Raw genomic sequence first — 20258 nt, 5'->3', positions numbered from 1 at the left:
ACGTTTTTCACCTGACCGGCCTTGACCGGGGATGGTCTCGCCTGGCAATGTATGGACGGCCGAACGATCGCTCGGTCGGCGTCGGGGGGATCCCCGTCGGTTCAGCCAAAGGAGTCACGATGCCCATAGACCTGCGCCACGACCCCGAGGTGGTCGAGCTGGTCGAGAAGACCGAACGCTTCATCCGCGACCACGTGCTGCCCATCGAAGAGGCGCACAACGGTGACATCACCGCGGCCGGCGGCGACGAGATCCGTCGGGAGATGAACGCAAAGGCCAAGGCGGAGGGCATCTTCGCACCGCACGCTCCGGTCGAGTTCGGCGGACTCGGGCTCAACATGACCGACCGCGCAGCGGTTTTCGAGGCCGCGGGCTACTCGACCTTCGGGCCGGTCGCGTTGCACATCGGTGCCCCGGACGAGGGCAACGTGCACATGCTCGACCACATCGCGAGCGAGGAGCAGCGGCAGAAGTTCCTCGCCCCGCTCGCCTCCGGCGAGGTGCGCTCGGCGTTCGCGATGACCGAGCCCGCCCCCGGCGCGGGCGCGGACCCCGATGCGCTCAACACCCAGGCGGTCCGCGTCGACGGCGGCTGGAAGATCAATGGCAAGAAGCACTTCATCACCGGTGCGGAGGGCGCCGCCTTCTTCATCATCATGGCCCGCACCTCCGGATCGCCCGGTGACCGTGGCGGCGCCACGATGTTCCTGGCGAACGCCGACACCCCGGGTATCACCGTCGGCCGCCACATCAACACCATCGACAAGGCGATGATCGGCGGTCACTGCGAGGTGACCTTCGAAGACGTCTTCGTTCCCGACGAGGACATCCTCGGCGAGGTCGACCAGGGTTACCGATACGCACAGGTCCGCCTCGGCCCGGCCCGCATGACCCATGTCATGCGGTGGCTCGGCGCGGCCAGGCGCTGTCACGACGTCGCGGTCGACTATGTCTCGCGCCGTGAGGGATTCGGCGGCAAGCTCGGTGACCTGGGCATGATCCAGCAGATGATCGCCGACAACGAGATCGATCTCGCCGCCTCGCGGCAGCTGCTGCTGAAGGCATGTCACGAACTCGACCTCGGCAACCACGCCTCCAACGAGACCTCCATTGCGAAGACCTTTGCGGCCGAGGCGTACTCGCGGATCGCCGACCGCAGCATGCAGATGTGCGGCGGCCTCGGCATGTCCGCTGACCTGCCGATCGCGCGTCTGGCCCAGGAGTTGCGTCCGTTCCGCGTCTACGACGGTCCGTCCGAGGTCCACCGCTGGGCGATCGCACGCCGTGCCGTCGGTCGCGCCAAGAAGGCCCGAGCTGCGGCGGAGGCGAAGTGACCTCCATCGAATCCGCCCTCGATACCGGGCGTCTCATCGAACTGCTGCGTGCCAACGGCGTCGAACCGGCCGGTGAGCTGTCCATCGAACTCATCAGCGGCGGCAAGTCCAATCTCACCTACACCGTCACCGACGGCGTCACCAAGTGGGTCGCGCGCCGGCCCCCGACCGGTGGCCTCACCCCCTCCGCCCATGACATGGGTCGCGAGTGGGCGGTGACCAGTGCCCTGCAATCGACGTCGGTGCCGGTCGCCAAGACCGTCGCCTTCGACTCCGATGGCTCGATCATCGGAGCACCTTGCACCGTCGTCGAATTCGTCGACGGCCGGGTGGTGCGGACCGCCGAGGACCTCGCCTCGTATTCCGACGCCGACGTGGCGGCCAATATCGACGGGCTCGTGCAGACGCTCGCGGATCTGCACGCCGTCGACTACCGGGCCGTGGGGCTGGGTGAGTTCGGCCGTCCCGCCGGATTCGCGGCGCGGCAGGTGAAGCTCTGGGCTCGCCAGTGGGGTCACGTGAAGACCCGCGAGCTGCCCGACGTCGAGCGGCTCGTCGAGAAACTGTCCGAACGAGTTCCCGAACAGGCGCGGGAGTCTGTGGTGCACGGCGACTTCCGGGTCGACAACACCATCGTCGACGCGAACGACCCGGGCCGTATCGCCGCCGTCGTCGACTGGGAGATGTCGACGCTCGGTGATCCGCTCACCGACATCGCGCTGATGTGTGTGTACCGGACCGGCGCCTTCGACCGGGTTCTCGGGTTCTCTGCGGCGTGGACCAGCGACCGGTACCCCTCGGTCGACGAGATCGCCCAGAAGTACTCCACGGCAACGGGTTCGGATCTGGGAGACTGGGACTTCTACCTGGGGCTGGCGAACCTGAAGCTGGGCGTGATCGCCGAGGGCATCACCTACCGCGCGCTGTCGGGTGCGTCGTCGGGAGACGGCGCCGAGCGGGCGGCCGAGGCGACCGCGGTCTTCATCGCCGAGGGCCTCCGGCTCGTCGGCTGAACCTCGGAAAGCGCCGACAGTTCCACGGATTCGTCAACCACCACGGGGAAAGAGAGCTCATGACCGACCAGAACAACCGGTCCGCGCTGGTGACCGGGGCGTCCCGCGGCATCGGCGCCGCGATCGCCGAACGCTTCGCCGCCGACGGCTGGGACCTGACCATCAGTGCGCGCGGTCGGGAAGCGTTGGAGAAGAAGGCCGCAGAGCTGCGCGAGCGCGGCGCGGGCCGGGTCGAGGTGGTGCCGGCGGACATGACCGACACCGATGCGGTCACGGCCCTCGGTACCGCGCACACCGAGGCCTTCGGTCGATGCGATGCGCTGATCATCAACGCGGGCATGGGCTCCAAGGGCACCGTCGCCGAGATGCCGGTCAAACGGTTCGATCGGCTCTACCAGGTCAACGTGCGGGCGCCGTACATCCTGCTGCAGTCGGTGCTGCCGACGCTGCGCGCGACAGCCGACCAGCATGGCACCGCGAAAGTCATTGCGGTCGCGTCGATCACGGGTGTCTATCCGGAGCCGGAACTGTCTGCCTACGGTGCCACCAAGGCCGCACTGATCTCCCTCTGCGAGACGTTCAACCTCGAGGAGTCGGAGAACGGCGTCAGCGCGACGACCATCGCGCCCGGCTACGTGGCCACCGACATGACGGACTGGCTCAAGGACCGGATCCCCAAGAACGAGATGATCACCGCGGCCGACGTCGCCGTCGTGGCGCACTCGGTCACACAGCTGTCGCGGTACGCGGTGCTGCCCAACGTGGTGCTGACCCGTCCGGGGACGAATCTGCATCGGGCGTAACCGATCCCCGAGAGCGCCGGGCCGAGAACCATCACGGGTCGCGGTCCGGCGCTTTCTGCGTCGAGGGGCCCGATTTGCGACGCGTGCCCGCTTCGCCCGGTCGACGTCGCCCTCAGGACGGACGGGCCCGCGTTCGGAACCGGCTCAGCGGAACGTCGCGACGCCCCCGGATCGGTCCGAGAGGTGTCCGTGCTCGTTGAACGACACCACCGACACGCCCTGCCGGCCGACGATGAGCTTGGTGATCGACGCGTTGACCATCGTGCGGGCCATGGCCGGCCACTGCTCGTCGGGAATGCCCCACAGCTGGGCGACCCACTGGGTGATGGTGCCCGCCGACGAGACGATCAGCACGGTCTGGCCCGATCCGGCGCGCTCGACCGCGCGTTTCGCGGCGTCGTGCACGCGCGCCTGGAACTGCGGGTAGGACTCCGCGGGACCGCCGTCGGGCCCGGGCTCCGGTTCGTGGTCTCCGGCCGCGATCCAGGCGGCCAGGCCCTTGTCGAGTTGCTGCTGGTAGTTGCGGCCGTCGCGGAACATCTCGGGAGACGCATGGCCGACCAGGGCCGGCAGCGAGTATTCGTTCCAGCCCGGATCGATGCGGGGCGCGGGCTTTGCGTCGAAGGCGCCGAGAACACCGTGGAGGGTCTGGCTCTGACGGGCCAGGTCGCCACTCACGGCGTCGGTGAAACCCTCGATCTGGCCGGCCAGGAAAGCCCCGGACAGAGCGGCCTGCGTGTCACCCGTCGCGGTGAGTCCGCCGGGCCCGTTCCGGAGGTCGTCGGTGGCGTCGGAAACGCCGTACGCCAACGCATTTGCCTGACCGTGCCGCACCAGATAGATGACGCCCATACGTGAACAGTATTCGACGGCGATGAGTTCGCCCACACGGGATGGTCAGTATGAGCAAGACCCCCTGCCGCCGATGCACCGTCGGCGACCCCACCACGGGCCGGGGTGAGTTCTCGACCGGATGGAGGCCGTCCGTGGCGCCGATGCTGTTCGTCAATCTCCCGGTGGCCGATGTACGGCGATCGCGCCGCTTCTTCGGGCGGCTCGGCTTCGACTTCGACGACATGTTCTGCGACGACGCGACCGTCTGCATGGTGATCAACGACGGCGCGATGGTGATCCTGATGGAACGGCACCGTTTCGCCGGGTTCGCGGCGTCGGAGGTTCCGGCGTCGACGGTGTCGCGGGAGGCGGTCGTGTCGGTTGCGGCGGACAGCAGGTCACACGTCGACCGGCTCGTCGACGCGGCGCTCGACTCGGGCGGGGCGCCGCTGCGCCGGGCCGAAGACCTCGGCTTCATGTACTGCCGCAGCTTCTGCGACCCGGACGGCCACGCCTGGGAGGCGGTGTGGATGGACCCGACGCAGATCCCACGGACCCCGGACGGCTGAATTCCCGACTGCCGGACCTCTCGGTGCCGGGGAAACCCGGTGCCGGGATATTCGGTGCCGGGGATACTCAGTGCCAGGGACTCGGGGCGGTGCGCTGCGGGGCGTCGTAGGGCGTCGGTGGCAGTCCGAACCGTGCGAAGTCCTCCTCCATGGTCTGACTGAAGAATGCGACCGTGTGCCGGACCTTGCCGGCGACCGGATCGATGTCGAGGACCTGGAGCTGGAACGGTCGGTGGACGCCGTCCGGCTCGCGCATGTAGAGCCCGAAGGCGGGCTGGCCGTTCGCGACGGTCGGCAGCAGGATCTGGTCGCCGGCCTTCTCGGCCGGACAGTTGAGGGAGATGAGGGTGCGGATGGCCTCGGGTCCCTGGTACCAACCGGTGAACGGCGGCATCTCCCAGATCGCCTTGTCGGTGAACATGGCGGCGATCTCGTCGACGTCGTAACGCTCGAACGCGGACACATACCGGGCCAGGAGTTCGCGCTTGGCGGCGTCGTCGAGGACGGAGGCGTCCGCGCGGGCGTCCTCTTCCCTGGGCCGCGCGTTCTTGAGCTGTTCGCGCGCCCGTTGGAGAAGGCTGTTGACGGTCGCGGTGGTGACGCCGATGGTCTCGGCGACCTCGGCCGCACGCCATTGCAGCACGTCGCGCAAGATCAGGACCGCGCGCTGGCGCTCGGGCAGGTGCTGCAGCGCGGCGATGAACGCCAGGCGGATCGACTCGCGCGCCCCGACCACGTAGGCGGGATCGGCGTCGTCCCCCGGGGCGATCTCGTCGACCGTCCCGGCATACGGCTCGAGCCAGGGGACCTCGTGGTTCTGCAGCAGGTCGTCGGTGGGATCGAAGGCGTCCCCGCCGAGGCCGGACGGGAGCGGCCTGCGCTGGGAACTCTGGAGCGCGGTCAGGCAGGTGTTGGTTGCGATCTTGTGCAACCAGGTGCGGACCGAGGAGCGGTGGTCGAACTTGTCGTAGGCCTTCCACGCGCGCAGGAACGTCTCCTGGGCCAGGTCCTCGGCGTCGTGGTGTGAGCCCATCATCCGGTAGCAGTGCGCCACGATCTCGCGCCGGTACGGTTCGGCCGCCCGGAGGAACTCGGCGTCGGAAATAGCGTCACCCGCTGTTGTGGTCATGCTCACAATTTACCGGCGACCGGTGACACACTCGACCCTCGACGAACAATGCGCCCTTGGTCCGCATTTCGCTTCGCCGCAGGTCGCGTCCGCCCAGTACGGGCTGTTGAAATCAGCCTGAGTCCAACCCGTGCTCATCGGGCCACATGGGGGTAATTTCGTCGGTGCACGCGTCTACCCCTCAGCGGCCGAACCGCAGTGACCTGGGGGAACGGGCTTGCCGTGAGCGGTCGCCGTTGCTAACTTGATCCGCATGACGAGCGCCGACCGCAAGCTGCCGGAGGTCACCTACGTGACCACCGCGCTGGGTTGCCGTCTGCCGCTCGCACGCGTTCTCTGTTGTTGTCGTCGAATGCGCTGAGTCGACGCCTCGTCTGAACGGGGTGTCGCTCATCTTCGGATTCCGAGCAATTCCACCCCCTTCCCGCCATCTGAGTGCGGGGCATCTCGACGAGGACGATCATGACCGCAACGCTTTCCGACATCTCTGCCCGTAGCCCGCGTACCGCTCCGACCCCGCTCACACGTCGGCCGACGACCCGCCCGGTGCGTCGTGGACCGCAGGTGAACCGCCAGAACCTACCGTTGTCAGCCGTACCCGCACCGGTGGCGCCGAGCCGGACCCCCGGCGCGGCCGTCGGCCGGCGCGGACTCGGAAAGGGGGACGCGAGGGTGCACGTCGCGACGCCGCACCTGGAGCTGTCGACCAAGCCGGCCGCGCTGGTCCTCCGGGCCGCGCGCCTGGCCGGTCCGCTGTTCCGCGATGACGCCGCCGAGCGCACCGGCCTGTCGATCTCGACCGTGAACCGTCAGGTCAGCGCGCTGCTGAAGGCCGGCCTCATCCGTGAGCGCGCCGACCTCGCCCCGTCGGGCGCGATCGGCCGTCCGCGTCTGCCGTTCGAGGTCAACCTCGCCGACTTCCTGACGCTGGGTATCCACATCGGTTACAAGGTCACCTCGATCACCACCCATGACCTGCTGCACCGCGTCGTCGGCGCGATCCAGATCCCGACGCCGGTTGCCGAGTCGCCCGAGCAGACCCTGACCGCCATCGGCGTGAGCGCCCGGCGCTTCGCCGAGCGGTGGACGGGCAAGCGCGTGCTCTGGGCCGGTGTTGCCCTCGGTGGCCGCGTCGCCGAGGGGGGCTTCGTCGACCATCCGCGTCTGGGTTGGGAGAACGCGCCGGTCGGGCGCGTCATCGCCGAGTCCGTGGGACTGCCGGTGTCGGTGGCGTCGCATGTGGAGGCGATGGCCGCCGCCGAACTCGTGCTCAACCCCGACGACGAGCAGTCGAGTTTCCTCTACTTCTATGCGCGCGAGATGCTGGGCATCGCCTTCAGCGTCGGCGGCACCGTGCACACCCCGACTGCCGGTCCGCCGGTCATCGGGCACTTCCCGACCGGTCAGACCACGCTGCTGGATCCCCACGGCACCGGCCGGCTGGAGCCCGCGGTGAGCGATACCGGAGTGGTGGAAGCCGCTCGCGCACTGGGGCTCTCGGTCACCGATGTGGAGGGCATCCACGCCCTCGCCCGGTCCGGTGACGCGACCGCACGGGCGCTGCTCGAGGAGCGCGCCCGGGTCCTCGGCCGCACGGTCGGACTGATCGCCGACATCTTTAACCCGGATCACATCATCCTGGGCGGGCAGGCCTTCACCGACTACCCTGCGACCCTGCCGACCGTGGCGCGTGCGGTCCGCGAGACCTCGATCGCGCCGAAGCGCGATGTGCGCGTGTCTCATTCGGGTGCGACCGTCCAGCAGCAGGCCGCCGGTGCGGTGTCGCTCGACGCGATCTACAGCGACCCGCTGCAGGCGATCACGCTGACCGCCTGAGCGGGTCGCACCCCTCCGAGTGTTCCGCGCCGGGGGACCGGGAGACGTTCAGTCCGCCGTGCGCTTGTTGTAGGCACGGAGGGCGAACGGGGCGAAGGCCAGGGTCAGCGCGATCGCCCAGATGAGGGTCGAGATCACCGGATGCTGAAGCGGCAGTGCGGCATCCGGGCCGAACGCCGGGCCGTTTCCCCACAGCACACGCAGTGACTGGACGAGCGATGACATCGGGTTCCACTCGGCGATCGTGCGCAGCCATGCGGGCATCGGCTCGGTCGGCACGAAGGCGTTCGACAGGAACGTGATCGGGAACAGCGTCGAGAACATGAACCCGTTGACGGCCTCGACCGTGCGCAGCCACGATCCGATCAGGATGCCGAACCAGATCATCGCGAATCCGAAGAGCAGCAACAGCGCAAAGGCCAGTACCGCCTCGAGGAACGATCCGCGGATGCGCCAACCGATTGCCAAACCGGTGACGGCCATCACCACGATGCCGATCGAGCTGTGCAGAAGGCTCGCGATGCTGCGGCCGATGAGCACCGACGACCGCTGGATGGGCAGGGACCGGAACCGGTCGATGATGCCCTTCTCCAGATCGGCGGTGATACCCGACGCGACGATGAACGCGGTGAAGACGATGGTCTGGCCCATGATGCCGGGTAGCAGGAACTCTTTGTAGGACGCGCTGTCGGTCTGGATCGACGCACCGAAGACGTACGCGAACAACACCACGAACATGATCGGCTGGATCGTGACGTCGGAGAGCATCTCCGGCATCCGCTTGGTGTGGATCATGTTGCGCTTCACCATGATCCACGACTGCTGCCATAGCGTCGTCGGATGGGTGAGCGGGGCCTGGGCGACCACCGCATCGGTGTGGGCAGTGGCGGTCATCGGGAGATCTCCTCGTCGGTGGTGTCGGTGGCGGTGTCTTCGTCGGTGGCGCGGTGCCCGGTGAGCGAGAGGAACACGTCGTCGAGGCTGGGCCGGGCCAGTCCGAAGTCGTCCACGTCGATCCCGCTCTCCTCGAACCATGCGGCGACACGGGGGAGATCGCCCAGGCCGCCGGTCGCCGCGGTCAGGCGCCGGGCGGGGGCGTCGACGAACACCTCGGTGCCGTTCTTGCGCAACAGCGCCTCCGCGGCGGGCAGGTCCTCGGCACGCGAGACGGTCAGCACCAGGCTGGCCGCGCCGGCCTGTTCCTTGAGCTGCAGCGGCGTGCCATGGGCGATGATCTTCCCCTTGTCGATGACGACGATGTCGTCTGCGAGCTGGTCGGCCTCCTCCAGGTACTGAGTCGTCAGCAGCAGCGTGGTGCCGCCCGCGACCAGATCGCGCAACACATCCCACAGCTCGGTGCGGCTGCGCGGGTCGAGCCCGGTGGTCGGCTCGTCGAGGAACAGCACGGGTGGTGCCGCGATCAGGCTGACCGCGAGGTCGAGACGACGCCGCATGCCACCCGAGTAGGACTTGACCTGTTTGTCGCCGGCCTCGCTCAGCGAGAACTGTTCGAGCAGTTGTTCCGAACGCTTGGTGAGCGTCTTGCGGCCGATGCCGTACAGACCGCCGATCATCCGCAGATTCTCACGACCGGTGAGGATCTCGTCGACCGTGGCGGCCTGGCCGGTCAGGCCCATGTTCTGGCGGACCATCCCGGGCTGTTCCCGCACGTCGTATCCGGCGATCCGCGCGGTACCGCTGGTGGGCGGTGACAGCGTGGTCATCATGCGGACGGTGGTGGTCTTGCCGGCGCCGTTCGGGCCGAGGAGGCCCAGCACGGTGCCCCTCGGCACCGTGAAGCTGACTCCGTCGACCGCGGTGAAGTCGCCGAAGCGCTTCACCAGGTCGATGGCCTCGATCGCGACGTCCTGCGTCGCGACATCACCGGGTGCGGTGGCGGGGGCTGTGACTGAGCTCATAACTCTCCACGGTATCGGCGGGTTCTGACAGGGTCGAACGATTTTGCGGCGATCGGCGGATGGTCCCGCGAGATGTCTCGGGCCGACCCGCGCGTGGTGGTCGCGGTCGTACCGATCGCGAGAGGGCAGACCGTGCCCGTCCCGGGAATTCATCGTTCCGACGCCCCGAACTCCGACGCCCCGAACTCCGACGCCCCGAACTGCGACGCCCCGAACTGCGACGCCCCGAACTGCGACGCCCCGACTGCGACGCCCCGAACTGCGACGGTCGGGGTGCCGACCCACGCCACAATTCAAACCCGAGTCGAGGTCAAGGGTGCAGAATCACGCAGATGCGGGTGCAGGGCAGCCCAGAGTCCGCAGACGCGGATAAGATCGGTGAATGACCGCGATACGCATCAAGGACGCCGCGACGCTTCTCGGCGTCAGTGACGACACCATCCGGCGATGGGTCGCCTCGGGAATCCTCGAACAGTCCGACGACGGCCCGGTGGCGACGGTCGACGGCGCACGGCTCGCCGAACTGGCTCGGGAACGGGCGGCCGCCCCGGATGACGGCGCGCCTGTCGCGAGGTCGGCGCGCAATCGATTCACCGGACTGGTCACCGAGGTGCTGGTCGACGGCGTGATGGCCCAGGTGACGCTGCAGTGCGGGCCGTTCGAGGTCACGTCGCTGATGAGCGCGCGGTCGGCGCGGGAGCTGCAGCTCGAACCGGGCTCGGTGGCGACGGCGATCGTGAAGTCGACGAACGTGATCGTCGAGACGAACACGGAGAGGCGATGAGGGGGCTCGCGGCGCTCGCGGTCGCCGGGGTGTTGCTCACCGCGGGATGTGCATCTCCGGGAGCACCCGACTCCGTGACGCTGGATGTGTCGGCCGCGGCGTCGCTGAAGAAGGGCTTCACCGCCATCGCCGACGAGTTCGCCAGACAGCACGAGGGGGTCACGGTGCGGCTCTCGTTCGACGGATCGTCGACCCTGGCCAACCGGATCCTGCAGGGTGCTCCCGCCGACGTCTTCGCCGGCGCCGACGAGCAGAGCATGACGAAACTCGGTGAGCTGGCCATCGATCCGAAGACCTTCGCCACCAACACGCTCGTGATCGTGACGGCCCCCGGAAACCCGAAGAACGTCAACTCTTTCGCCGATCTGAACAAGCCGGATGTCACGACCGTCTTCTGCCAGTCCGCGCAACCGTGCGGCGCGGCGACGGAGGTCGTCGAGCAGAACACCGGGATCACGATCGACGCGGCGTCGGAGGAGCAGTCGGTGAGCGCCGTGTTGACCAAGGTCGCCACCGGACAGGCCGATGCCGGGGTCGTGTACGTCACCGACGCGAAGGCCGCCGGGGACGAGGTCTCGACGGTGACCGATCCCGCTTTCGCCGCGGTGGTCAACTCCTACCCCATCGCGACACTGGAAGCCTCCGCCGAGGCGGCGCTCGGCGAGGAGTTCGTCGCGATGGTCCTCGGCCTGGACGGCCAGAAGATCCTGCGCGAAGCCGGATTCGGGGCGCCGTGACCTCCCTGGGGATCGGGCGTCGCGATTCGGCGGCATTGCCTGCCTGGACGTACGCCATCGCGGTTTTCGGTGTCGGATTGATCGTGCTCCCACCGCTGGCGCTCGTCGTCCGGACACCGTGGGAGACCTTCGTCGAGCAGGTCACGTCCCCGTCGTCGCTTGATGCATTGCGGCTCTCGCTGCTGACCGCGGCCTCGAGCACGGCGTTGTGCCTGGTGCTCGGTGTCCCGATGGCGGTGATCTTCGCCCGGCACGACGGGCCGCTCGTCAGGGTGTTGCGGGCGCTCGTGTTGCTTCCGTTGGTGTTGCCGCCGGTCGTCGGCGGCCTCGCACTGCTCTACACCTTCGGCCGGCTCGGCATCATCGGTGAGCGCCTGCACGACGCGGGTGTCGACATCGCCTTCACCACGACGGCCGTCGTCCTCGCACAGACCTTCGTGGCGTTGCCGTTCCTGGTCATCAGCGTCGAGGGTGCGGTGCGCGTGATCGGCACCCGCTACGAGGAGGTCGCGGCCACGCTCGGCGCGGGGCCGAGTCGGACGCTGTGGAAGGTGACGCTGCCCCTTGTCTTTCCGTCGCTGCTCGCCGGGCTGGTGCTTGCCTTCGCCCGCGCGCTCGGGGAGTTCGGTGCGACGATCACCTTCGCGGGCAACGCGCCCGGGGTCACCCAGACCGCGCCCCTGGCGATCTATGTGGCGGCGATCGACGATCCGCAGGCCGCGGTTCCGTTGTCGCTCATACTCGTCGTCATCTCGCTCGTCGTCGTGGTGGGCGTGCACAGCCGTCGGCGCCGCAGCGGCCCGGGAGCGCTGTGAGCAGCGCGGCCCTGGATGTCCTCATCGAGCAGGCGGTGCCGTCGCTGCAGGTCGAGCATCGGTTCGAAGCGGGGCGGACCACTGCGGTCGTCGGGCCGAACGGTGCCGGCAAGTCGACGCTGTTGCGGGTGATCGCGGGCCTGATCAGAGGCGACGATCCGAGCCGCATCCTGCTCGGGGCCGAGGTGCTCCGTGATCATGGTGTCTTCGTGCCGCCGCATCGCCGCGGCGTCGCACTGTTGCTTCAGGACGCGCGACTGTTCCCGCATCTGAGCGTCGCGGACAACGTGGCGTTCGCGCCGGCGGCACAGGGCCTCTCGAGGTCGCAGGTCCGTGCGCGGGTGTCGAGGTGGCTGGAGGCGACCGAGGTCGCGGATCTGGCGGACCGGAAGCCCGATCAATTGTCCGGCGGCCAGGCACAGCGGGTGGCGATCGCACGGGCCCTGGCCGCCGAACCGCGAATCCTGTTGCTGGACGAGCCGTTCCGCGCGCTGGATGTCGACGTGGCCAGCAGGCTGCGGGCTTTGCTGCGGGGACTGCTCGCAGACCACGTCCGAACGACGATCATGGTCACCCACGACCCGGTGGACGCGCTCGGGCTCGCCGAGGACATCGTCGTCCTGGATCAGGGGCGGATCGTCGAATCCGGTCCCACACAAGCGGTGTTGACCAATCCGGGGTCGAGGTTCACGGCGTCGTTGTCGGGGCTCAACCTGTTCGTGGGGACGATCGGGGAGCCGAACACCGTCGTCGACGATGCGGGGAATCAGGTTGTCGGGACGGCGGGGGAGGGCGAACCCGCAGGCGGTCCGGCGCGCGGGGCGCCGGCCGCGGCCACGTTCTCTCCGCGGGCGGTTGCGGTGTATCTCCAAGCGCCACATGGAAGTCCGCGCACCGTCCTGCGGGCGACGGTGCGTGACGTGGTCCTGCGCGGCGATCATGCGCTGGTGCACACCGAGGTCGGCGGACAAACCGTTGCCGCCGAGGTGACCTGGGCGGCGGTCGCGGATCTGGGACTGGTCGCCGGGCTCGAAGTGGTGCTCGTGGTCAAGGCGAGCGAGGTGCGGGTGAGTCGGGTGGTGCAGCGGTGACGTGTTCACCGCCCCTGCTCTGGATGCCGGCCTGCACGCCTGCCCGGAACGCGACCTCTGCCGGTCAGTCGGCCAACGGCCCCCTCCTGTGCGGCTCCAGGACGCGCGCCTTGAGGTACTTGTAGCCCCGAACCCGCAGCGTCGGCATCGATTTCAGGTAGAAGCGGTCGTCCGCGCCGATCTCGTCGGCGATCGTGTCGTCGACGAGGGTGGTCCCCGGTCGCGCGGAGCCGGCGAGTCGCGACGCGATGTTGACCGGCTCGCCGAAGACGTCGCCGAGGCGCTGCAGGACCGGGCCGCGGGCGAGGCCGACCCGTAGCGGGGGCAGATGGTCGTTTTCGGACAGCTCGTGGATGCGGATCGCGGCCTCTGCGGCGTCGTGCGCATTCTCGAAGGTGAACATCACCGCGTCGCCGAGGGTCTTGATCACCCGACCGCCATGGTCCACGACGACGTCGAAGGTGTCGTCCTCGAACGATCCGAGCAATTCTTCGAGGTCGTGCAGGTCGATGCGCCGCGACAGGCTCGTGTAACCGACGATGTCGGCGAACCCGACCACCAGGTCGACCTCCTCGTCGGTCGCGTGCTCCCGGTGGCGTTCGAGGGCCATCGCCATGTGACGACGCCAGATCAACTGCTGGACCTGGCCGAGTGCGGCGCTCATCTGCTCGGCCGTCCATGGGACGTCCGGATCGTCGGCGATGTCGCGGAGTTGATCGGCCTCCCAGTCCGCGAGCCGGGACATGGTCTGGCCGATCGCGTGTGCCATCGCGATCTGCGTGGACTCGGGCATCGACTCCGACGAGGCGGCGAACATCCGGAGTGCGTTGAGGTCGTTCTCGGAGGCGACTTTGTCGTCCGTCGATCGGCGCACGAATCCGAAGGCGTTCCAGGCCTTCTCGGCGAACTTCGGGTCGATTCCGAGTTGTGCGATCAGTTCGTCGCGGGTGTAGCGGGGTTGGTTCGCGTCCCCGACCGTCCGTGGACGGTCCTCGGTACGCGACGCTGGGTCTTCCGACATGTGGTCCAGTGTCCCGCACCTTGGTGGCGGGTGTGCGGGTTCGGGGTGGGGTGCCTGCTCCTGCGGGGCGACACGCGGTGACCGGCGGGCCGACCACGATGGCTGGTCACGTCCGCGCGTCTGCTGTTGTTGACATCACAAGCGGGACGGCCTAAACATAAACTGAGATCAGTTCAGGAAATTGGATGGAGGTTGGCGTGCCCGACAATCGATACGACCTGCTCGTCATCGGAGCCGGCATGGCAGGTTGCACGGTCGGTGTTCGCGCGGCCCAGGCCGGTCTCCGGGTCTGCACCGTCGAGCTGTCCGGTGACATCGGCGGTTCGGCGCGTCACGCCGGATACGTGTGGTCGATGCCGAGTCACGAGGCCATGGACGAGCACAATCCCGGCGGTGACGACGAGCTGCGCCGGCACCTCGTGGACAACTTCCCCGGGGCCGTCGAATGGCTGCGTGAATTCGGTGCGGACGTGGGTGAGCGCCAACCGATCCTGCCCTACGGCGCTGGGTACCGCTTCGACACCAACCACTACCTCGAGCTGTGCCGGAAGAAGCTGACCGAGAACGGGAACGAGCTCCTCCTGAACACCGAGACCCAGCGGCTCATCGTCGAGGACGGGGAGGTCGTCGGTGCCGTGGTCGCCTCGGCGGACGGTGCCACGCATGAGATCCGCGCCGCCTTCACCGTCATCGCAACCGGTGGTTTCCAGGCCGACCCGGAACTGCGCGCCCGTCACCTGCATCCGGCGGCCCGTGACATCGAACTGCGCTCCAATCCGCACAGCGCGGGCGGCGGTCATCGGCTCGCGCGCGAGGTGGGCGCGGCCTTCGGCAAGGAGAACGCGGGCTTCTACGGGCACCTCATCCCCAGCGGCATCAAGCTGGGCGAGGACGACTTCGTCGAGCTGGCGCTGTACTACAGCGAGCACTGCCTGCTGTTCAACCTGGAGAACAAGCGCTTCGTCGACGAGACGCTCGGCGATCACCTGAACACCATCGAGCTCCTCGAGCAGCCCGAGGCACGCGGCCTGCTGGTGGCCGACGCCCGCGTGTACCGCGACTGGATGACCGCGCCGTATGTCGAAGGGGCCATCGCACCGGACAAGTTCGGGATCACCGCCAAGCGCGGCGGGCGCGTCGGCATGGCCGAGTCCCTGGAGGAGTTCGAGTACCTGCCGGAAGAATGGGGCTACGACGGCAAGGCCATCGCCGCCGGGATCGCCGAGTACAACGAGGCGATCCGCGAGAACAGGGCCACGCCCGGGCACACCCTCGATCCGCTGCCGCTCGACGAGCCGCCCTACTACATCATCGAGACCGTCCCGGCCGTCACCTTCCCGTTCTACGGCATCCTCATCGACAACCGGGCACGTGTCCTGGACGAGGCCGGCCGGCGGATTCCGGGCCTGCTCGCGGCGGGGTCGGACACCGGCGGACTCTGGTACCGCGCCTACGGCGGTGGCCTGGCCACCGCGCTGACCTTCGGGCTCACCGCCGCCGACACCGCGTCCGCGGCGCTGTCGGTGCGATGACGAACCCGACGGTCTGACCGACGCGCCAGAGGGCCCCGACCGATCGGTCGGGGCCCTCAGGCGCGTACGTTCTGTTGTCGGCGGGTGCGGTGACCCGTTGCGGTCCGGGGCGAGGGAAACGGCGCTCGCGCCCGGTCAGCGACGGGGCAGGACCACCGCACGGCCGGGCAGCTCGCCTCGCCGCAGCCGTTCGTAGGCGGTGGGCGCCTCGTTCAGGTCGAATGCCACGGTCTCGGCGGTGAGTGCGCCGGTGGCGGCCAGCGCCACCACCTCGGCGAGATCGGCACGGGTGCCCCAGAACGGGGCGCTGACCTGCCACCCCGACGCGAGCCCGAGATCCTTGCCAACGGTCACGCGCCCGCCGGCCGTGCCCACGATCACCAATCGGCCTCCCGGGCCGAGGACGGTCGAGGCGGGCTCGACCGTCGACTGGGCGCCGGCGAAGTCGAGGACGATGTCGGCGCCGCCGCGGGCGCGGATGTCGGCCGCCGCCTCGTCGACCGATGCGTACGCGGCGTCGGCGGACAGGGAGATCGCCAAAGAGCGCGCCTGTTCGCGGTTGTCGACCGCGAACACGGTCCCCACGCCCTTCGCGCGCAGGATCTGGATGGCCATGTGTCCGAGGCCGCCGACCCCGATGACCACCGCGACCGTCGCGGGGTCGATCAGATCGGAGTTCGACGAGATCGCGTGGTAAGCGGTCAATCCCGCGTCCGCAAGAGGCGCCGCGACCGTCGGGTCGAGGCCGTCGGTCGCGACCAGGACGTCCGCCGACGGGACCAGCAGGCGCTCGGCGAGACCGCCGGGGTGACCGAGTCCGTTTCCGATCCGCGGGTGCAGACCGCCCGGCTCGCGCGCCAGCGCCAGGCAGTGGTTCTGCCGCCCGCGGGCACAGTTGCGGCACGTTCCGCACGACCAGATCCCGTGCACCACCACGGTTTTCCCGATCCATGAGGCATCAGCGCCCGGGCCGGCCGCGCTCACCGTGCCGGCCACCTCGTGCCCGAGGGTCAGCGGCAGCGGATAATCGAACACCCCGGACGGGGTGTCCATGACGTGCAGGTCGGACAGGCACAGCCCGGCGGCGTCCACGTCGATGACGAGTTCACCACCGGTCGGTTCCGGGTCGGGGATCTCGCGGACCACCGGTGGGCGGCCCCACTCGACGAGTTGTACGGCCAACATGGTCAACTCCTGTTCTCTTCGAGACGTACCAGTGTCTTTCCCGTCGTCCATCCGCCGAGCGTGGCGACGAGTGCCTCCGGGGCAGCGACCAGTGCCTCCGGGGCAGCGTCGAGTCCGTCGAACACGGTCTCCACGTGCCTGATTCGGCCATGTGCGAGGTGATCGCCGATCTCGCGCAACATGTCGGGGACGGTCGTTGTACGAGCCCGCCGACCGCCCCCGCGGCCGCCGAGACCCATCCGTGTCGGAGGGGTTGACATCGAGGATCGCGCGGACGCCCGCGTACGCGGTCAACCCGGAGCTGCCCAGCGGGCCGAGAAACCACTGCGGTGGGTGGCCGTCGGTGTCCACGACCGCGAGACCGCCGTATCCGCCCAGGGGCGGGCCATCGACGGCGTGCTCGCGGAAGCCGTGCATGTGGGAGACACACCGTTCGGGCTCGAATCCCGGTGCGCGAGAACCGGCGACCACCCCGAGCACCAGGCCGGCGAGGGGTTCACCGACTGCGAACGGCGGGAGATGGCCGGCCGGGGTGGTCTCGCCGAGCCGGATTCGGACCGAGGGGTCCACCGCCAGCCAGGTGTTGCGCACCAGGACCTCCCCGGGGCGCAACGACGGGATCGCGACCTCGGTGATGGTCAGATCATCCGCTCGCAGTGCGCGTTCGGGCCTGCGCGCGAGTGTCAGGACGCGCGTGGTGGAGGTCATCCGGAGAAGAGGTCCACCCCGTCGACGGTGCGGGCGGCGAGGCGGCCGTCGGCGACGAGCACATCGAGATGCGCCATCGTCTCGCAGACGGCGATCAGCTGATTGAAGGTGTCGAGAGTGGCGAACGGCCGGTCGTGGCGGGTCCAGAGGAGTCGCTCGGCGACCTGGTGCCCCGACAGCGGCTCGCGTGCCTCGGCGATCACCGTGAGGACCTGCGCGAACCTCCGGTCGTGGTGGTCCAGGAGCGCCCGCGCCCGCTCCCGGACCGAACCGCCGACGTTGCCGTGTGCCGGCGCGATCGTGCGCGGGGTGGGGTCGTCGGCCACGAGCTCGAGCGAGGCCAGGAACTTGGCGAGAGGCAGATCCCAGGTGCCGAGCTCGAAGCCGATCGACGGCGTGATGGTGGGCAGGATGTGGTCGCCGGTGAACGACAGGCCGGTGTCGTGATCATGGAACACGATGTGGCCCTTGGTGTGCCCCGGAGTGTCCACCGCCTCGACATGCCGCCCGGCAAGGGGGAGCGGACCGGCGTGGAGCCAGGTGTCGGGGTCCTCCCAGTCGCTGGCGTCGAAGGGTTCGTCGACGGTGGCGCGGTAGACCTCGTCGGCGAGTTCGTGGGCGCCGGAGCGGCGGGCCTGGATGAGGGACTCCTCCGGCACGTTGCAGTTGATGCGGCGGATCTCGGACAGTCCGTGGGCCTCGCCGGCACCCAGGTGGATCGCGCATCCGTACCGGCGCCGCAGCTCCACGGCGAAGGTGTAGTGATCGCGGTGGATGTGCGTGACGAAGACGTCGGTGATCTCCTCCGGACGCCTTCCGATCGACGAGAGGGCGGTGGCCATCGCCGCGTGCGTGTCCGGACGGTGCCATCCGCCGTCGATCAGTGCGATGCCCGAATCCGTTTCGAGGACATAGACGTTCACCGCCCGCAAACCGTCCTGGGGCAGCTCGAGCGGGATGCGGAACACCTCGTCGGCGACGGGGTGGCATCCCGGCTCGAGCCAGGCCGAACGGTTCGCGGGCGCGGGGTCCACGGTCGAGTCGTTCACCGCAGGGGGTTTCACGGCGTGGGCACGGTCAGCGGCACCATCGTCTTCTCGTCGCCGTACCAGATCATCCGGCGCCCGCGCATCGAGCCGACGTGTTCGACCGCCTTCTGCCACTCCGGGCTCCGCAGCGCGGCCTCGAGCGCCTCACGCGACTCGAAACTCAGGACGGACAATCCGTCCCAGCCTGCCGACTTCTCGTCGAAGCTGTCCACGATCTCGGTGTGCTGCCAGCGCAGGAGGCCGGGAAGCGGGTAGGTGACCTCGGCGTGCGGGCCACGCCACCACTCGATGAACTGCTCGTGGGTCCAGTCGCTCGGTCGGGAGGCGAGCACCATCAGATTGAACATGTCGTTTCCTCGTGTCGTTGGTTCTCAGGCGTTTTCGCGTACACGGCCGGCGAGGCGGCTGGCCAGCGAGATGGCATCCGGCCGGGACAGCTTGCCGACGCGGTTCTGGGGCAGGTCCTCGACCGAGAAGACGTATTCCGGCCATTTGAACTTGGGGAATCCCGCCTGGTCGAGCTGGGACGTGATCGACTCGAGCGTGACCTCTGCGTCGCCCGCGACGACGAGGGCCGCGGCGCGCTCGCCGAGCAGGTCGTCGGGGACGGGCACGACGCACACCTGGACCACTCCGGGCAGCCCGGCGATCGCGCTCTCGACCTCGTTGATGTCGATGTTGCGTCCGCCGCGGATGATGATCTGCTTCTGGCGGCCCATGACCTGGATGAATCCGTCCTCGCCGACCTCGACGAGGTCGCCGGTCGGCAGGAACCCGTCCTCGGTCAGCTCCGGGGGCTGGGGGACGCCGCCGCGGGCATAGCCCACGAACAGCGACGGGCCTCGCACCTGGGCGTCGCCGATCTCCCCGGGCGGGAGCGGGGCCCCGGCGGCGTCGACGGCGCGGACGACGGTGCCGGGGAACGGCTTTCCGTCACGGCCGAGTCGCAGTTCCGGCGGGTCGGTCAGCGCGGGGCTGGTGTGGCCGAGGCACTCCGACATCCCGAAGACGCGCAGGAACGTGGTGCCGAGGGTCTCTTCGGCCTCGCCGAGGGCGCGGGCGTTCATCGGACCGCCGCCGACCGTCATGGCGCGCAGCGACGGCAGCTTCTTCTCCGCGCCGTCGGCGATGGAGAGCTGGAGCGCCATGGTGGGGACGAGCATGGTCCACGCGACCTCGTGGTCGCGCATCGCCGCCAGGGCGGCCGGCGGCGACCACCGTTCGATGCAGACCATGCGGCCGCCGAGGTAGGCGGGCAGGTAGAGGCCGAAGCAGAAGGCGGCCACCGAGGACAGCGGGACGAACGCGCCCACCGCCTCACCCTGCCGGAGTCCGACGATGTCGATGGTCGACTGGGCCGCGTAGCGGATCGACTCCTCGGACTGCACGACGCACTTGGGGCGACCGGTGGAGCCGGAGGTCATGGCGATCGCCGCGCCGCCGGCCCAGCGGTCGATCGGGCGGAAGGAGTCCGCGGCGAGGACGGTGCGCTCCCCGTCGAGCAGGCGGTGGCCGAACCGGCCGTCGGTGGCGCCCCAGTGGTCGAGGACCTCGTCGGAGGCGATGACCACGTCGGGTGCGATGTCCTCGATGGCGAGGTCGAACTCGGATGCGGTCGCATGCGGGCTCAGCACCGCGACGACGCCGCCCCGCAGGCCGGTGGCGAGCGCGCCGGCCAGTGTCAGCCAGGTGTTGTCGGCCTGGACGATCACCGTGGGCGCGGCATCGCTGTGGGCGGCGATGGCGTCGGCGAGACGACGGGCCGTCGACACGACGGTGTCGAGGTCGTGCTCACCGTACTGATCGACGACGGCGATCGCGTCGGGCGTGCGCGCCGCGCGATCGAGCAACTCGGTTGCCAGTTTTCTCATTTCGCATCACTCCGGGACGTTACGACTT

Annotated in this window: 20 protein-coding genes and 1 pseudogene; 10 read left to right on the top strand and 11 right to left on the bottom strand. The window is 69.0% G+C overall.

The features are described 5' to 3' along the window. Positions 1-119 precede the first annotated feature (119 nt). Genes ABFT43_RS15755 through ABFT43_RS15745 form a run of 3 tightly spaced genes read left to right on the top strand, consistent with a single transcriptional unit; the run spans position 120 to position 3150 of the window. Positions 120-1334, top strand: coding sequence for an acyl-CoA dehydrogenase family protein (locus ABFT43_RS15755; RefSeq protein WP_347961275.1), 1215 nt, complete (start codon positions 120-122; stop codon positions 1332-1334). Further along, positions 1331-2347: a phosphotransferase family protein gene (locus ABFT43_RS15750; protein ID WP_347961274.1), complete on the top strand. Its 1017-nt coding sequence runs from the start codon at positions 1331-1333 to the stop codon at positions 2345-2347. Before ABFT43_RS15755 ends, ABFT43_RS15750 begins: the two co-directional genes overlap by 4 nt. 59 nt (positions 2348-2406) lie before the next feature. Next, complete coding sequence (locus ABFT43_RS15745) at positions 2407-3150, top strand: SDR family NAD(P)-dependent oxidoreductase (RefSeq protein WP_347961273.1); 744 nt, start codon at positions 2407-2409, stop codon at positions 3148-3150. A 144-nt stretch (positions 3151-3294) separates the two neighbouring features. Here ABFT43_RS15745 and ABFT43_RS15740 read toward each other — a convergent pair whose 3' ends face one another. Continuing rightward, positions 3295-4002 carry a histidine phosphatase family protein gene (locus tag ABFT43_RS15740; RefSeq protein ID WP_347961272.1) on the bottom strand — a complete coding sequence of 236 codons (708 nt, stop codon included), beginning with the start codon at positions 4000-4002 and terminating at the stop codon, positions 3295-3297. A gap of 134 nt (positions 4003-4136) precedes the next feature. Here ABFT43_RS15740 and ABFT43_RS15735 point away from each other — a divergent pair, with 134 nt between their 5' ends. Next, entirely contained in the window at positions 4137-4553 is a 417-nt protein-coding gene (locus ABFT43_RS15735) for a VOC family protein (RefSeq protein ID WP_347961489.1), read from the top strand. A gap of 67 nt (positions 4554-4620) precedes the next feature. On the opposite strand, the gene ABFT43_RS15730 is transcribed toward ABFT43_RS15735, so the two are convergent. Next, complete coding sequence (locus ABFT43_RS15730; protein ID WP_347961271.1) at positions 4621-5682, bottom strand: sigma-70 family RNA polymerase sigma factor; 1062 nt, start codon at positions 5680-5682, stop codon at positions 4621-4623. A 672-nt stretch (positions 5683-6354) separates the two neighbouring features. On the opposite strand from ABFT43_RS15730, the gene ABFT43_RS15725 reads away from it, so the two are divergent. Further along, the gene (locus tag ABFT43_RS15725) at positions 6355-7518 is read left to right on the top strand and encodes an ROK family transcriptional regulator (RefSeq protein ID WP_347961488.1); all 1164 of its coding nucleotides are present in this window, start codon (positions 6355-6357) and stop codon (positions 7516-7518) included. Between the two features lie 48 nt (positions 7519-7566). Here the strand turns inward: ABFT43_RS15725 and ABFT43_RS15720 are convergent, their stop codons facing one another. Together ABFT43_RS15720 and ABFT43_RS15715 are read right to left on the bottom strand one after the other, a co-directional pair. Then, positions 7567-8412, bottom strand: coding sequence for an ABC transporter permease (locus ABFT43_RS15720; protein WP_347961270.1), 846 nt, complete (start codon positions 8410-8412; stop codon positions 7567-7569). After that, a complete protein-coding gene (locus tag ABFT43_RS15715; protein ID WP_347961269.1) occupies positions 8409-9437 on the bottom strand; it encodes an ATP-binding cassette domain-containing protein in 1029 nt (342 codons plus the stop codon). The genes ABFT43_RS15720 and ABFT43_RS15715 overlap by 4 nt, the downstream gene beginning before the upstream one ends. 382 nt (positions 9438-9819) lie before the next feature. Between ABFT43_RS15715 and ABFT43_RS15710 the strand changes: the two genes are divergently transcribed. The 4 genes from ABFT43_RS15710 to ABFT43_RS15695 are packed head-to-tail and all read left to right on the top strand — an operon-like array spanning position 9820 to position 12864. Further along, positions 9820-10221, top strand: a complete 402-nt coding sequence (locus tag ABFT43_RS15710) for a TOBE domain-containing protein (protein WP_347961268.1) — start codon at positions 9820-9822, stop codon at positions 10219-10221. Beyond that, the gene (modA, locus tag ABFT43_RS15705; RefSeq protein ID WP_347961267.1) at positions 10218-10958 is read left to right on the top strand and encodes a molybdate ABC transporter substrate-binding protein; all 741 of its coding nucleotides are present in this window, start codon (positions 10218-10220) and stop codon (positions 10956-10958) included. The genes ABFT43_RS15710 and modA overlap by 4 nt, the downstream gene beginning before the upstream one ends. Then, entirely contained in the window at positions 10955-11773 is an 819-nt protein-coding gene (locus ABFT43_RS15700) for an ABC transporter permease (RefSeq protein WP_347961266.1), read from the top strand. The genes modA and ABFT43_RS15700 overlap by 4 nt, the downstream gene beginning before the upstream one ends. Then, positions 11770-12864, top strand: a complete 1095-nt coding sequence (locus tag ABFT43_RS15695) for a sulfate/molybdate ABC transporter ATP-binding protein (RefSeq protein ID WP_347961265.1) — start codon at positions 11770-11772, stop codon at positions 12862-12864. Before ABFT43_RS15700 ends, ABFT43_RS15695 begins: the two co-directional genes overlap by 4 nt. Positions 12865-12928: 64 nt before the next feature. Here the strand turns inward: ABFT43_RS15695 and ABFT43_RS15690 are convergent, their stop codons facing one another. Next, positions 12929-13885: an adenylate/guanylate cyclase domain-containing protein gene (locus tag ABFT43_RS15690; RefSeq protein ID WP_347961264.1), complete on the bottom strand. Its 957-nt coding sequence runs from the start codon at positions 13883-13885 to the stop codon at positions 12929-12931. Positions 13886-14070: 185 nt separating this feature from the next. On the opposite strand from ABFT43_RS15690, the gene ABFT43_RS15685 reads away from it, so the two are divergent. Beyond that, complete coding sequence (locus tag ABFT43_RS15685; RefSeq protein ID WP_347961263.1) at positions 14071-15417, top strand: FAD-dependent oxidoreductase; 1347 nt, start codon at positions 14071-14073, stop codon at positions 15415-15417. 135 nt (positions 15418-15552) lie between these two features. Here ABFT43_RS15685 and ABFT43_RS15680 read toward each other — a convergent pair whose 3' ends face one another. The 6 genes and pseudogenes from ABFT43_RS15680 to ABFT43_RS15655 form a co-directional block, all read right to left on the bottom strand. Next, complete coding sequence (locus ABFT43_RS15680) at positions 15553-16602, bottom strand: NAD(P)-dependent alcohol dehydrogenase (RefSeq protein WP_347961487.1); 1050 nt, start codon at positions 16600-16602, stop codon at positions 15553-15555. A gap of 2 nt (positions 16603-16604) precedes the next feature. Continuing rightward, positions 16605-16784 carry a hypothetical protein gene (locus ABFT43_RS15675; RefSeq protein WP_347961507.1) on the bottom strand — a complete coding sequence of 60 codons (180 nt, stop codon included), beginning with the start codon at positions 16782-16784 and terminating at the stop codon, positions 16605-16607. Between the two features lie 268 nt (positions 16785-17052). Then, positions 17053-17310 (bottom strand): annotated as a pseudogene (locus ABFT43_RS15670) (NADP-dependent oxidoreductase); the annotation flags it as partial. Next, positions 17307-18359, bottom strand: coding sequence for an MBL fold metallo-hydrolase (locus ABFT43_RS15665; RefSeq protein WP_347961262.1), 1053 nt, complete (start codon positions 18357-18359; stop codon positions 17307-17309). The gene ABFT43_RS15665 and the pseudogene ABFT43_RS15670, both read right to left, overlap by 4 nt. 11 nt (positions 18360-18370) lie before the next feature. Continuing rightward, positions 18371-18706 carry an EthD domain-containing protein gene (locus ABFT43_RS15660; RefSeq protein ID WP_006901051.1) on the bottom strand — a complete coding sequence of 112 codons (336 nt, stop codon included), beginning with the start codon at positions 18704-18706 and terminating at the stop codon, positions 18371-18373. Positions 18707-18730: 24 nt separating this feature from the next. After that, positions 18731-20230, bottom strand: coding sequence for a class I adenylate-forming enzyme family protein (locus ABFT43_RS15655; RefSeq protein ID WP_006901052.1), 1500 nt, complete (start codon positions 20228-20230; stop codon positions 18731-18733). Positions 20231-20258 lie beyond the last annotated feature (28 nt).

Source organism: Gordonia aurantiaca (genome assembly GCF_039939235.1).
GTDB lineage: Bacteria > Actinomycetota > Actinomycetes > Mycobacteriales > Mycobacteriaceae > Gordonia.
This window is presented reverse-complemented; position numbering and strand designations above follow the sequence as displayed.